Origin of the sequence: Mangrovibacterium sp. (assembly GCF_041596335.1) — a bacterium.
Lineage (GTDB): Bacteria > Bacteroidota > Bacteroidia > Bacteroidales > Prolixibacteraceae > Mangrovibacterium.
Window position 1 is genome coordinate 1 of record NZ_JBFHIT010000051.1, and the last position, 15,639, is coordinate 15,639.

A 15,639-nucleotide genomic window follows, 5' to 3' on the forward strand; every position below is an offset into this window, starting at 1 on the left:
ATGCAACCTGAAAGTCTTTATTTTATCGGTACTGCGGTTGTTCTTGAGTATTTCGGGTATGGTTTCGGTTTTGTTGGCCTCATGCTGTTTATGATGCAACAAGTGGCACCCGGGAAATACAAAATGGCGCATTACGCCTTTGCCAGCGGAATTATGAACCTTGGTTTTATGATTCCATCGATGGCTAGCGGCTATATCAGCGATTTTCTAGGCTACAAAATTTTCTTCTTCTGGGTGTTGGTGGCAACCATTCCGTCATTTTTAGTCGCATGGTTTGTGCCGTTTAATCAACCTGAATCTGACGAAGCGGCTGAATAATAGCCTGTGCGTAGCAGGAAGATGAGCATTTCTACGTAATCTGGTTTGAGAGCAGTCGCCGTGAAAATCTTCCTGTTTCACCTGACAGATTGATTCTAAAACCTCATGGAGAGAGTGTCCGAAAAACAGTTCGGCAAAAAGTGAAAAAAGGAAATAAATTCAATAATTATAAAACAAGATCATGAAAAATAAAATTACGATTCCTTGGGAAGAGAGACCGGCAGGTTCAACCGATGTTGTGTGGAGATATTCGCAAAATCCGGTCATCGGACGTTACCAGATCCCAAGCTCAAACAGTATTTTCAATAGTGCTGTTGTGCCATTCGGCGATGGGTTTGCCGGTGTTTTCCGTTGCGACAACAAAGCGGTTCAGATGAACATTTTTGCCGGCTTCAGCACCGATGGTATTAACTGGGACATCAATGAAAAGCCAATTGAGATGGTGGCCGGGAATACCGAAATGATTGAATCGGATTATAAATACGACCCGCGCGTAACGTTTATCGAAGACCGCTACTGGGTAACCTGGTGCAATGGTTATCATGGACCAACGATCGGTATTGCCTATACTTTCGACTTTAAAACATTTCACCAATGCGAAAACGCGTTTCTTCCGTTCAACCGGAATGGCGTTCTGTTTCCTGATAAAATTGACGGAAAATATGCCATGTTGAGCCGTCCGAGCGACAATGGCCATACGCCGTTTGGCGATATCTACATTAGCTACAGTCCGGATATGAAATATTGGGGAGAGCATCGTTGCGTAATGAAAGTTTCTCCTTTCGAACAAAGCGCCTGGCAGTGTACCAAAATAGGTGCGGGGTCGGTTCCCATTAAAACAAAAGAAGGGTGGTTGCTTTTCTATCATGGAGTAATCAACACTTGTAACGGATTCCGGTATTCCATGGGCGCGGCTCTTCTCGACCTCGAAAATCCTTCGAAAGTGAAATATCGTTCGCAGCCTTACCTGTTGGCTCCGGCAACACCTTACGAACTTGCCGGCGATGTTCCGAATGTGGTTTTCCCTTGTGCTGCCCTCAACGATGATGAGAAAGTGGCAATTTATTATGGCGCTGCCGATACCGTAGTGGGAGTGGCCTTCGGATATCTCGATGAGATTATTGATTTTTTAAAGCATAATTCATTGTAGTTAGCCGGAACTTGCGAACAGAAGTTTTACCGGTACCCAAATGGCTGAATAGTGAAAGAATATTTTATTGAAAATCAAACGCTGTGAACTCTCGAAGTCAAAATTTTGACTCGCAATTTGTCCCGAATATTGATCGGGTGGAGAATGATTATAAAACCTTAAATGAAGACTTTGCCTTTTTAAAGCCTCCCCCCTCGGGGGAGGTTCGTAGGGGGCTTAAAATTATAAACACCATGAATAGAGTAAAATTTAAAACAATAGTTAGCTTCATCGTTGTCGCTGTAACAATAATGGTCAATGCCGGACTCGTTCAGGCGCAAGCCAAAACCGATGACTACCGGTGGGATAAAAACTGGATGTGGGTGTATGCCGATTTGAAGAAAAGTGACGCGGATTGGACAGCGAAACTGGAGCGTTATAAGGAGAATGGAATCAGTGGTATTTTAATTGGCGGTGGTGTTCCTATGCTCGAAAAAATAATTCCGTTGGCCGATCAGGTTGGTATCGATGTGCATGCCTGGATGTGGACACTAAACCGTCCCGGCGATAAGGAAGCCAAGCAACATCCCGATTGGTATACCGTGAGCCGGAAAGGGGAGTCGTGCTTCGATGTGCATCCGTATGTTGATTACTACCAGTGGGTTTGCCCTTCGAAGGAAGAAGTGTACAAGCACATTGAAAAGCAGGTGAAAGAATTGTGTGCGGTTGAAGGACTTAAAGGAGTTCATCTGGATTATGTGCGGTACTCGGATGTGATATTGGCTAAAGCTTTGCAACCAAAATACAACTTGGTTCAGGATAAGGAATATCCCGAATTTGACTTCTGCTACTGCGAAACATGCCAGGCAAAATTTAAGGAGCAGAGCGGAATTGATGTTTCAAAACTCGAAGATCCTACCCAAAGCGAGGAATGGCGTCAGTATCGCTATCAAAGTGTGACCGACCTGGTGAACCGCTTGGTAAAAGTGGCGCATCAGAACAATAAACTGATTTCTGCCGCTGTGTTTCCATATCCCGAACTGGCCCGAACCATTTGCCGGCAGAGCTGGGACGAGTGGGATCTCGATGCGGTTTTTCCAATGGTTTACCAGAATTTCTACGATGAAAATATGCACTGGATAAAAACCTCAACCCAAAAAGGAGTTCGCGATCTTAACAATGAAAAACCGATTATAACAGGTTTGTATTTGCCGCAGATACCCGAAGGGAAGTTCCCGATTGCTGTTAAAAAGGCATTTAAAGGTGGTGCAAGCGGAGTCGCTGTTTTCGATGAAGATAAGATTACTGATGAGGAATTAATGATCCTTAACGAGCTGGGAACGAAATATCAAACGGTGAAATAATGAAAGGTTTCATACAATTACTATTGATAGGGGCTATTTTTTTAGCCGCATGCACACCAAAAGAACCGTCAACGGCAATTGACAGCGCTGCGGCCTATGTCAATCCGTTTGTTGGAACCGACGGCCCTGGCAATACTTATCCGGGGGCGGTGGTGCCTTTGGGGATGGTTCAACTTAGTCCCGACAACGGACTGCCGGGCTGGGATCGCATTGCCGGTTATTTTTGGCCCGACTCAACGATTGCCGGTTTTAGCCATACACACCTGTCGGGAACCGGAGCCGGCGATATGTACGATCTATTGCTGATGCCCTTGAATAGCCGGTTTACCGAAAGCCTCACACCCCAAGGCGATTACCGGCCATATTCGAAATTCTCGCATGACCGGGAGGAAGCTCATCCGGGCTACTATGCTGTTGATTTGCTAAGCTCCGGAATCCGGGCCGAACTAACGACCACTGCTCGTGTCGGTTTTCATCGGTACACTTTTCCCGAAGATGAAAAAAGTCAGCTGATTCTTGATTTAGGATATAGCCTGAACTGGGACGCGCCTGTCGATACCAAAATTACCGTTGAAGACAATCAGACCATTTCAGGGTACCGAAAATCAAAAGGCTGGGCTGCCGACCAACGGGTGTATTTTGTGGCCAAATTCTCCAAAGCGTTTGATCAGGCCGAGCTGTTTGAAAACTCAACCGAAAAGTTGGAGCAAAGCGTGGAGGGAACGAAAACCCGTTTGGTCGTGAACTACCGGACTCAGGACGGGGAGAAAATCCATGTGAAAGTGGCTCTTTCTTCAGCTAGCATTGAAGGAGCACGACAAAATATGGAAGCTGAACTTCCGGATTGGGATTTCGACCAATCGGTGCAACAAGCCACCGATTTGTGGAACGGCTATTTGTCGAAAATAGAAGTGAAAGGTTCGGAGTACATGAAGGAATTGTTTTATACCAACCTATACCATTGCTTTTTAACGCCTTCGCTGCATAGCGATATCGACGGAGCATACAAAGGAGCCGACGGCAACACTCATGTTGCAACGGGCTACAACAAGTACGACACATTTTCGCTGTGGGACACCTTCAGGGCTGCTCATCCGCTGTACACCATTATTTGTCCGAAGGAAACGGAAGACATGATTAAATCGTTTATGTCGCACTACGACGAAACCGGTTTGCTTCCGGTTTGGTCACTAGCCGGGAACGAAACCAACATGATGATTGGGTATCACGCTGTTCCGGTCATTGTTGACGCGTATTTCAAAGGGATCCCGATGGACGCGGAGAAAGCGTTGAAAGCTTGTGTCGCTTCGGCCACAGAACAGGGACGACAAATTGATGAATACATGGAATTGGGCTACGTTTCTGCCGGTTCGCATGGCGAGTCGTGGTCGGTGTCGAAAACATTGGAATATGCCTATGATGATTGGTGCATCGCACAGTTGGCAAAAGCGCTGGGGAACGAAGAAATTAACCAAACCTTTGCCGAAAGGGCAAACTACTGGCGGAATCTGTATGATCCGTCTTCAACCTTTTTTCGCCCAAAATCCAAGGACGGAAAATTCCTTTCACCATTCATTGCGAAAAACTACGGGCCACAATACTGCGAAAGCAATGCCTGGCAATACTTTTGGTTTGTACCGCAAAACATACCGGGCTTGATTGATATTCTGGGAAAAGAAGCGTTCACCGCGAAGTTGGATTCAATGTTCAGCTATTATCCCGAACCCGACGATGAACTGCCCATCTTCAGTACCGGAATGATTGGTCAGTATGCCCATGGTAACGAGCCAAGTCACCATGTAGCCTACCTGTACAATTACATTGGGCAACCATGGAAAACGCAGGAGATGGTTCGTCGAATCATCAATAGTCAGTACAGTACAAAACCCGATGGCTACTGCGGAAACGAAGATTGCGGACAAATGTCGGCATGGCTCGTGTTTTCGGCAATGGGCATGTATCCGGTAAATCCGGCTGATGGCGTGTATAGCCTGACATCGCCCTGGGTTGAGGAAGCCAAAGTCGATTTGGGCGGGGGAAAACAATTTGTCGTTCGGGCCGAAAACCAGTCGGAACAGAATAATTACATACAGGCGATCTACCTGAATGGTTCTTTATACCATGAGCTATCGATCACTCACCAGCAGATTATGGCCGGTGGCGAGCTTCTTTTTGTTCTGGGTAGTGAACCAAATAAAATGCTTGGCACAGCCAGCAACTAAGTATTTCAAGTTATAGTCGGTTTTAAACCGAAACTCACCCCACCTCCATTTCGGGGCTGGGGTGAGTCAATTCATATTAAATTCGAAAAACGACAGCTGTTTTTCGTTAAACGAACAAATCTGAATCATGAAAAAAATAGAAGGTTTGAAAATGGTTTTCCTGCTGATGCTTGTGGCCACCCTGGGATGTACGCAACTATCGAGTCAGCCGGTTTTGAAAGCTGATACCAGTCCAAAAATTCCGTACAACCCCGAGCAATATGTGTGCTTTCGAACAGAGACACACATTGTAGTTGATGGAGTTTTGGACGATAAATCGTGGGAACAGGCTCCGTGGAGCAACGAATTTGTCGACATTGAAGGTTCGCTGCAACCAAAACCGACCTTCGCTACCCGTGTAAAAATGCTTTGGGATTCAGACTATTTTTACATTGCTGCCGAGTTAGAGGAACCTCATATTTGGGCCAACATTACTGAGCACGATGAAGTGATGTTTTACGACAACGACTTCGAGGTTTTTATCGATCCCGATGGCGATACCCACAACTACTACGAATTTGAGATGAACGCGCTAAACGCAACCTGGGATTTGCTGTTGACAAAACCCTACCGCGACGGCGCGTTGGTGGTTGACAGCTGGGAGATTCCCGGCTTGCAATCCGCTGTGAAAATTTACGGAACGTTGAATGACCCTACCGATCAGGATGAGAAATGGACCATTGAACTGGCTTTTCCGTGGAAGGTGTTGAGAGAATGTAATCCGGGCCAGAAGATACCAGAGGACGGAAGCCAGTGGCGACTAGGTTTCTCGAGAGTGGAATGGCAGACCGAAATTATTGATGGCAAATACGTCAAAAAGAAAGGGGCAAACGGGAAAAATCTTCCGGAAAGTAACTGGGTTTGGTCGCCCCAGGGAGTAATTGCCATGCACCAACCCGAAACCTGGGGATATGTGCAGTTTTCGGCAAAAACGAATGATGCCGCTTTTGTGCAGCAGGCCGATGAAGACGTGAAATGGGCCTTGCGACAATTGTACTACCGGCAAAAAGCCTATCAGGCAGAAAACAACGAATTCACCGACAATCTTTCGGCTTTGCGAATGGCTGAGGTGAAGCTGAACGAAAAAGCTTTCCAGCCTGAAATTACATGCTACCCAACCGGATTTATCGCCAGTTATCCTTCGCTCACCGAAAAAGGTAACTGGTATATTCGGGAGGACGGGAAAGTCTGGTTTGAAAAAAATTAATTCGCATGAAACGAAGATGTTGCCCTGCCTGCAAATGCCAAAAGAAGCAGGTTTCAGCAATATGTGAGATCCATCATACAATTGAAAAACAAATTATTCACGGATGAAACAACACTCGATAGCCATTTTTCTTATCATTTGCTTTCTTCTTGGTACCGCTTGCAGCAATCAGCATCTTGTAAGCGACAGCAAAAAGCGCGATGAGATCCGAACAAAATTTGAACAACGGGAAAGCTCCTTTTTGAAGAACCGGCAGGCTCAGCTTTTGGATATATTTCAATCCGGGTTGACCCTTCAGGAAGAAGAGGCGCTTCAGTTTTTGTATGCCTACGAAACGCTGAGCGATCTCTGTAATTACAATTCAGATTTTTATATCAAGCAGGTCAGATATGCTCTGAAGGCAAAGCAGACATTTCCATGGGGAAACAAGGTGAGCGAAGAGGATTTTCTTCACTTTGTGCTTCCCCCGCGAGCCGGGACTGAGAATCTGGATTCGGCGCGTGCAGTAATGTTTTACGCCTTAAAAGACCGTGTGAAGGGATTGAGCATGAAGGAGGCTGCGCTTGAAGTAAACCACTGGTGCCACGAGAAAGTTACTTATGTTGGGAGCGATTCGAGAACATCAGCGCCATTGGCGACAATGAAAAATGCCAAAGGGCGTTGCGGCGAGGAGTCTGTTTTTACTGTTACCGCCTTACGATCGGTCGGAATTCCGGCCCGCCAGATTTACACGCCACGTTGGGCTCATCAGGACGATAACCATGCCTGGGTGGAGTTTTGGGTCGATGGGAAATGGTATTTCTACGGAGCCTGCGAGCCTCAGGCCGATGTAAATCAGGGCTGGTTTGTGGAACCCTCGCGCCGGGCTATGCTCACTGCTGCCCAAACACCCGGAAATTATGCGTTCCCGGATATCATTTCAAGTAACGAAAATTATACCCGTTTGAATTTGATTGAAAACTACACGAATGCCAAAGATTTGGTTGTGAAGGTGGTCGATTCAACAAATGTCGGTATCCAGCATGCTGATGTTGGCTTTTTAATCAGCAATTACGCCGAGCTTTACGAGCTGGCATCCTTAAAAACCAACAGTGACGGTTTGTGTCGTTTGAAACTCGGATTGGGCGATGTTGTTGTTTGGGCTTCGATGAACAATCATTTTGGTTTCACGAAGGTAACGGTTGCCGAAACCGACACGGTAAGAATGGTTCTTGGCGGAACTGATTTCTCCGAACGGTCGGTTGAGTTTGATTTGGTTCCGCCGGTGCAGAAGGAACCGCTAACAGTTTCGGAAACAGGAGTTGAGGAAAACAGAAAAAGACTGGCTTTTGAAGATTCTATCCGCAATGCCTATGAGCAGACTTTTATGACCAAAGAACGAGCTTTTGAATTGGCTAAAATTGAAAAGCTCGACACCACCATGGTATGGCAGTTTCTGAAAAAATCGAGAGGAAACTGGACCGATATTTCCGACTTTATTCGTCAGGCTCCATCGGACTATAAAAAATGGGTTCTACCGCTTTTGTCCGAAATATCGGATAAAGATTTGCGAGATGCGCCCAACGAAATATTGCTGAGTCACTTGACGAATTCTCCGGCCTACGACAATCGGGTTACAACGGAAGACTACATGCGCTACGTTGTCAACCCAAGAATCGGGCAGGAACAATTGTCGGCCTATAAAACATATTTGAAAGCGCAGTTTGATGACGCTTTCTGGCAACAGGCCATCAAAAATCCCGCGACCATTGAAAAATGGATTGTTGAGAATATAAGCCTGACCGGGAGTGAAAACTACATTTGGGTTCCGGCAACACCAAAAGGCGTTTTCGAGATGAAAATAGCGGATCGCTACAGTGCAAAAATATTTTTTGTGGCCATGTGCCGTACCGCCGGAATTTTGTCGCGCCTCGAACCGGCAACCGGTGTCGCTCAATATCGCAAGGACGACCAATGGATGAATGTGAATCTGGAAGACAAACAACCGGAAACAGAGGTGGATTTTGGAAGCATCCGTTTAGTTAACGCCAGTCCTTCCGGGCAGGCGATCCGGTATAGCAAGGAATTTTCGATCGCAAAATTTGAGCATGGACGTTTTAAAACCTTGGATTTTGAGTTCAATAAAGACTTGAGTCGGTTTCCGGAGAAGTTGACGTTGCAGGCCGGAAATTATCTGCTTTATACTTGCGACAGACAAAGTGACGGAACGGTGCTTTCGCGATTGTCGTTTTTTCCGTTAGAAAAAGGTGAGCATAAAGAGCTGCAGGTGAGTGTGCGAAACGAAGTGAAAACAACCGAACCAATTGCAACATTTGAGCTCCCTGATAACTTAATGCTTCCAGACGGTGAAAAACTGAAACTTGATCAATGTTCAATAAATAGAGACGTAATATTGGTTTGGCTCGATCCGGACAAAGAACCAAGTAAACATGTATTGAAGGATTTTGAAGATTTAAAAGATTCGTTTGATGCACTGGATGTTGCCTTTGTGTTTTTGCTTCCAAATGCAGAGCAGTTCGGCATTTTCAGGCAACTCGGCTACAAACTCCCGGCTAATTCGTTTTTTGTGGTCGACGATCAGCTGCTCAATCGTCTCGCCGATTCTGTGGGGGAGGACTTCAGCAATCAGTTGCCTGTACTGGCAGGATTGGCCGCTAACGAGGATGTTTTTTTCCTTTCGTCGGGCTATAAGATTGGCATCGGCGACCGCTTACTTCGTGAGTTGAAATGGGTGAGAAAATAAAAAGAAAAGCAATTAAAAAAAGATTGTGGCAGTCTGTAATTTGTTGATCGATAGCGCTGTTTCGAGCAGGAGCGTTTCGTAGGTCAGATTTACAGACAGAATCCGTGTCCAAATCGTTATATTTGCTTTCTTTCGAATTTGGCAGACTTGTTCATTCGGATTGGATTAGTCTCCTTGCCGTAAAAAGCTGCATTGACCGTGTGATTGGATGCGATTAAAAAAATGATTTTTTGTGCAAAGATTAACTTTCATATTTGTTTTTACTCTTTTTTGTTGCCTAAGTACTTATGGTACTGATGGATATTATTTCGATACTGAAAGGATATCCAATCAGTTAGGTTTGTCACAAAATAGGGTCAACACCATTGAACGCGATCATTTAGGCTACATCTGGATTGGAACCGAACATGGTTTGAACAGGTATGATGGTTTCGCGATAAAAAAATACTTTGCTGATATTCACTCCTCATCCACCTTGTGGGATAATTTTGTTCGTTTTGTATATGAAGATCAACAGCAGAACATTTGGGTTGGAACGATCAAAGGACTGAATAAGTACGATCCAATAGCCGATAAATTCACTCGCGTGAATATCGACAACGTTTCCAGGGCTTTTAATTCCTGCCTCGAAGTGGATGGGCGTATTGTTTTCTTCACCGGATCGCGCGAACTAATCGTCTATGACGAAAAGTCCGGAGACTTCAGTTTCCTGGAATTGAACGGTTCAGAAGAGGATGCTCAGCAGGTTTTAGACGTAGCCGACTATGCTGAATGGGACGGCGAACGCTTTCTGGCTTTTATAAGGCACAAGGGATTCTATCTGATTAATGTTCATTCAGGTAAATGTGAGCTCCTGCTGCCGTTAGATGGGAATGCCTATAGCAATTTGTTTACCACCGATGAGAGCATATTTTTAGTCGATCAGGATAGTGGAATTATTCAAATCGACCGCCAAAGCTTAGAAATTAGTCATCGGAAGTTGTCTCTGCCTTTTTCGTTAATTACCAGCTTCGACCAAAACCCGGTAACCAAGGATTTTTGGATAACGACTGACGGAGCCGGAGTGTTTATTATTGACCAGGGTTTTCGCATCAAAGAGCATTTGCTGACTGGGCCGGGAGTTATGAATATACTTCCTGACAATACCGTTTTTAAACTCTTTTTTGATTCTGAAGATATTTGGCTCGGCACGGTTAGATCGGGATTGTTGTACCTTCATCCTTCAAATTTTGAGCATTTTGCTCCCGCTAACGGGACACCTTTTGGTCCATCGGAGAAATCGGTGTTAGCGTTATTTGAAGATAGCACCGGCGACATCTGGATGGGAACCGACGGTGGCGGTATCAGTAAATTCGATAAAAAAGCAAACCTGTTCGAACACTTTGTCACGGATCAGACCCAAAAGATAACCTCGATCGTTGGGTACGACGAAAATCGGCTTTTAGTCGCATCGTACCGGCAAGGCTTATTCTTCTTTGATAAGCGAACCCGAAAATTTAGTCCGGTTGCAAATGATCCGTTGTTAAATCAGGTTTACTCGAATACGCGAATCAAGTTGTATCGGGACCGGAATGATGATATTTGGATTTCAGGTTCATCTATTTGGAAAATTAACAAGGGTAAAAATGCGATAAGAGAGTTCTCAAAAAATACGGATCCGGATATTTTTTCCGGAATAAATCCACTTTTCTATTCGGTTGTTGAGGACAATAAGGGGAATATTTGGTTCTCGTCCGAAGGCGGAATATTTAGTTTCAGTTTCGATACTGAAGAAATGGAAAATCCGGTTAGCCTGGGAAATCTAAAAAGCTCATACGGGAGGGTGGTTTTCAGTATCACTTCAAATCAGCAAGGAGATATTATTTTTGGAACTGATCGTGGTTTGTATCTCTACAATCCGCAAACCCGCATTATTTCAAATATTCTTCTGAATAATGAATATGAATCGAGAATCTACTATACTCTATATACTTCAACCGATGATCAGCTTTGGGCAGCAACCAATGAGGGTTTAATTCAATTTAAAAGAGACTCCAACGGAAGTTACCAGCCCTTGCATCACAAAAGCTCGGGTAATTTTGAATACCGATTTGGATCGATCTTGAAATCGGTTGATGGTTACGTTTATTTTGGAGGTAATGAAGGTTTTTTGCGGCTACGGCCCGAAACCATTAAATGTGATTCAACACTGGTTAATCCGGTTATTACATCATTCCGGTTGAGGGGGACTGAAAAAAATACCCCGAAAGATTCATTGATCGTTCCCTCTGTTACCGATTCGGCTGCGGTGACCCTGTTGTATACCACATCGTCGTACGAGTTTGAGTTTAATGCGTTTGACTATGCTGAGAAAGATCAGGTGCAGTATGAATACCGGCTTGAAAATTTCGAAGAAGTTTGGCATGATGGTAAGTCGAGAAAAGCGATTTACACCTCGCTGCCGGCAGGTGAATATGTGTTTATGGTTAGAGCGGCAAATGGAAGTGGTCTGTGGAATGAAAAGACGACCAGGCTATTTCTGACAATTCAGCCACTATGGTGGCAAACCATCTGGTTTAAGTTGTTGCTCATTATTATCGTTGTAGGAACAAGTATTTATATCTGGCTCGAAAGTTTGAAAACGGCGAAACTTCGTAACCAGTTAAAACTGGAGATACTTGAGCAGGATAAATTAAAGGAGATAAACCAGATGAAACTGCGGTTTTTCACCAATATCTCCCATGAGTTAAAGACTCCACTCACGCTTATTTATGCCCCATTGGAACAAATGGTCCGCCAACACAGCAAGCCCGAAGATCTGAAGAAATTACTTCCGTTTCTGTTCCGCAACGCCAAGCGAATGAATCAACTTATTTCTCAGCTGCTTGAATTCAGAAAAGCGGAAATGGACGCCTTGCATTTAAAATTGGAAAAAGCGGATCTGGTTGTTGAATGTCGAGAAATTCTGGACTATTTCACTCATCAGGCAGAATTTGAAGGGATTAAGATCTCCTTCAATACCGAGCTGGATCAGTTTCGGTTTGTCTGCGATAAAGACAAATTATTTAAGATGATTTCCAATCTTTTAAGTAATGCGATGAAGCATACCGGTGAAGGTGAAACAATTGAACTTCACCTGGAAAAAGGAGACTGTCAGGAGGCAATTATTGAAGTAATTGATTCGGGTGTTGGAATTCCGGAAGAGCAACGCACGAAAATATTCGATCGATACTATCAGGTTGATCATAAGGAAGCAGGAACCGGTATCGGACTGGCTTTTACAAAGCATCTTGTCGAGCTCCACAAAGGTGAAATAAGCGTGGAAAGTACTCATGGCAAGGGGAGTACATTTACGATTAGATTGCCATTCAATAACGAAGTTGTTTCTGATGAAGAAATTCACCCAAAAGTAACATACGAACCCGAATTGCTGGAGCTTGAAACAACAGAAACTCCAACAGACCCGGAACCGAAATCGACGGCACGACCGGTGATGTTGATTGCAGAAGATGAATGGGAATTACGAAAATATCTGGAACAATTGTTTCTCTCGAAGTTTAAAGTGATTGCGACTAAAAACGGAGCCGAAGCATTTGAAAAGGCACTTCAATATTCACCGGATATGATTTTGACGGACATGATGATGCCGGAAATGGATGGGTTTGAACTATGCCAGAAGCTTAAAAGTGATTTACGTGTCAGCCATATTCCGGTTGTGTTGCTTACTGCCAAAGCAGAAATTGAAGACCAAATTGAAGGTTACAAGTCGGGTGCCGATGCCTATATTCCAAAACCATTCGATAATCAGTTGCTGGTTTCCCAAATCGAAGCGATACTTCGCAACCGGACAATTTTAAAGGACCGTTTTAGTCATGATTTAGATCTAAGTCCGGATGAGTTGCCGCAAAGTTCAGCGGATGATAAATACTTGCAGAAAGCCATTAGCGTGGTTGAGATGAACCTTGCCAACTCGCAGTTTAATGTGGCCGAATTTGTAAATGAAATGGGAATGAGCAGAACCTTGGTTTATTCGAAAACTAAGGCAATTACCGGAAAGCCTGTGAAAGACTTCATTTTGCATATCCGACTGAGGAAAGCGGCAGAACAGTTGAAACAATCCGGGTTGACGATTACTGAAATCGCTTTCGACTGTGGTTTTTCTGATCCAACCTATTTCAGCACGGTATTTAAAAGGTACTATAACATTACCCCTACTGAATACCGAAATATGAAATAATCTGGAAGCAGACGGCAGCTTCAAAAGCTCCAAAAACAAACAATTCATTGGCGAGGCTCTTTCCCGAAAACAGAATACCATTTATTCCGTTTTCTTACATCTGTTCATGCGATTGTTAGATCGGTTAATTGGTAACGAATACGAAATAGGTAGATCGTTATCGATCTTTTAATCTTTTAGTTAGAAGAGCAGACGATCGTTAGTCCGGTTTTGGCCGCTTTTTTTTGTCTTCTTCTTCTTCTTCTTCTTCTTCTTCTTCTTTTGTCCTTCATTGCCTGCCATTTTTTCGATGCACATATTTAAATATTCCCGTATAAATTCAAATAAACCCCGTTTTTGTACAAAATCAAACGCAATATGGATAAACTCAAATGCCGGTTTTAGCATTTGTCAGCAACTTTACAAGTAAATAATCGAGTCGGGATATGGCCTGATTATTCGAAACAAAAAAACGAAGTCTGGTGAAGACGGAAAATGTTGTACACTCGCTTTTATTGGTTCAATCGCACGTATTCCTGTTTGCACAGGGATTTGCCCGGCTTAAAACAATCACTGAGCACGTAACAGAAGAGTTGGGGCAGGCGCTAAAAAGTGGCGCTGTTGTCGTGCCGGGTACTGCTAATAGTAGCATGTCAAACAATGATGGACGTTTTTCCGGACTAGCCCAGTCGGGAGCCCAAATCCGCTTTACTTTTTTTGGATTAGCTGAACAAGTAGTTTCTGTGGCGGGCAGCTCAGTAATTGAAAATGCCGAACCGGGTTTCGAATGATGAACGTACAAGTGATTTCAGGATTGAAATAAATTGTCAATTTTCTTGCAGATGAATAGATTAGGGATTTTTTTAAGCGGGATTGCACTCGCTTCAGGACTAGCTTCCTGCGGCGTAAGAGACAAACTGGGAGATGGTACGGGGCGTCCGAATATTTTGTTTATAATGACCGATGATCATTCCTATCAAACACTTAGCGCATACAATAAAAAAGCACAGCCGACCCCCAATTTAGACCGCATCGCTCAGGAAGGAGCAATTTTTGAAAATAGCTTTGTTACCAATTCTATTTGTGCGCCAAGCCGGGCAACGATGCTTACCGGAAAATTTAGTCATATCAACGGGCAAACGAACAACGCGGCTACTTTCGACGGCAATCAGCTAACTTTTCCCAAACTATTACAGGATGCAGGGTACGAAACTTCGTTAATCGGAAAATGGCATCTTAAAAGTGAACCAACCGGATTCAACCACTGGGACATACTGATCGGCCAGGGAACCTATTATAATCCGAATTTTACAACGAATGGTGTTCTGACACACCACGAAGGATATATTACCAATATTATTACCGAAAAAGCATTAGCCTGGCTTGGAGAGCGAGACAAAACCAAGCCTTTTTGCCTTTTACTACACCACAAGGCAACACACCGCGACTGGCAACCCGATACGGCTCTTCTAAATCTTTATAATGACATTGAATTTGAGCTTCCGGAGAATTTTTTCGATACCTACCAGGGGCGGCAGGCAGCCGGTGAGCAGCAACTAAGTATTGCAACAGATCTGGATTTGGTTTACGACCTGAAGTTGTTAGACAAAGAAGGGGAGATTCAGACCAAATACAGAAAAGAATTTCAGCGAATGATCGACCGATTCACTCCGGAACAACGCAGGCGTTGGGATGAAGAATACGATCCGATTATAGCCGACTTTAAAAAGCAGGGATTGGAAGGAGACGAACTGTCGAAATGGAAATTCCAGCGTTACATGCACGACTATGTCCGTTGTGTCGCTTCAGTCGACCTGAATATTGGGCGAATTCTGAAGTATTTGGATGATAATGAGCTTGCTAAGAACACGATTGTGGTTTATACCTCCGATCAGGGATTTTATATGGGAGAGCATGGCTTTTTCGATAAACGATTTATGTACGAACAATCGCTCCGAACGCCGTTGCTGGTTCGGTATCCGCAAAAGATAAAAGCAGGGACAAAAGTCGGACAACTGGTTCAAAACATTGATTATGCGCCTACATTTCTCGATTACGCAGGCGTAAAAATTCCGGCAGAAATACAAGGAATTTCGTTGAAGCCTTTGCTTGAGGATAAACAAACTGAGTGGCGCGAAGCTATTTACTATCACTATTACGATTACCCGGCTGAACACATGGTGAAGCGTCACTATGGAATTCGGACCGAACGCTACAAGCTGATCCATTTTTACAACGATATCGACCAGTGGGAGTTGTATGATTTGGAGAATGATCCGGACGAAATGAATAATATTTACGACCAGCGTGAAAATTCTGAATTGATTGACTCGCTAAAAATGAAGTTAGCTGAGTTACAGGTTCAGTATGAAGATGCCGATCGATCAACGTATTAAAATTTATCGAATAACAATTTTCAATT

General features: G+C 44.1%; 8 protein-coding genes and 1 pseudogene. All 9 read left to right on the plus strand.

Annotation, left to right across the window (positions count from 1 at the left end):
- Positions 1-318, plus strand: a pseudogene (locus ABZD21_RS15470) (MFS transporter); the annotation flags it as partial.
- Positions 319-499: 181 nt separating this feature from the next.
- Positions 500-1,468 carry a glycosidase gene (locus ABZD21_RS15475; RefSeq protein WP_372775985.1) on the plus strand — a complete coding sequence of 323 codons (969 nt, stop codon included), beginning with the start codon at positions 500-502 and terminating at the stop codon, positions 1,466-1,468.
- 233 nt (positions 1,469-1,701) lie between these two features.
- Positions 1,702-2,811, plus strand: coding sequence for a hypothetical protein (locus ABZD21_RS15480; RefSeq protein ID WP_372775986.1), 1,110 nt, complete (start codon positions 1,702-1,704; stop codon positions 2,809-2,811).
- Positions 2,811-5,033 carry a GH92 family glycosyl hydrolase gene (locus ABZD21_RS15485; protein ID WP_372775987.1) on the plus strand — a complete coding sequence of 741 codons (2,223 nt, stop codon included), beginning with the start codon at positions 2,811-2,813 and terminating at the stop codon, positions 5,031-5,033. The genes ABZD21_RS15480 and ABZD21_RS15485 overlap by 1 nt, the downstream gene beginning before the upstream one ends.
- A gap of 127 nt (positions 5,034-5,160) precedes the next feature.
- Positions 5,161-6,279: a carbohydrate-binding family 9-like protein gene (locus tag ABZD21_RS15490; protein WP_372775988.1), complete on the plus strand. Its 1,119-nt coding sequence runs from the start codon at positions 5,161-5,163 to the stop codon at positions 6,277-6,279.
- A 103-nt stretch (positions 6,280-6,382) separates the two neighbouring features.
- Complete coding sequence (locus ABZD21_RS15495) at positions 6,383-9,022, plus strand: transglutaminase family protein (protein WP_372775989.1); 2,640 nt, start codon at positions 6,383-6,385, stop codon at positions 9,020-9,022.
- A gap of 340 nt (positions 9,023-9,362) precedes the next feature.
- Complete coding sequence (locus tag ABZD21_RS15500) at positions 9,363-13,238, plus strand: ATP-binding protein (RefSeq protein WP_372775990.1); 3,876 nt, start codon at positions 9,363-9,365, stop codon at positions 13,236-13,238.
- 461 nt (positions 13,239-13,699) lie between these two features.
- The gene (locus tag ABZD21_RS15505; RefSeq protein WP_372775991.1) at positions 13,700-14,008 is read left to right on the plus strand and encodes a hypothetical protein; all 309 of its coding nucleotides are present in this window, start codon (positions 13,700-13,702) and stop codon (positions 14,006-14,008) included.
- Positions 14,009-14,059: 51 nt separating this feature from the next.
- A complete protein-coding gene (locus tag ABZD21_RS15510; RefSeq protein ID WP_372775993.1) occupies positions 14,060-15,613 on the plus strand; it encodes a sulfatase in 1,554 nt (517 codons plus the stop codon).
- Positions 15,614-15,639 lie beyond the last annotated feature (26 nt).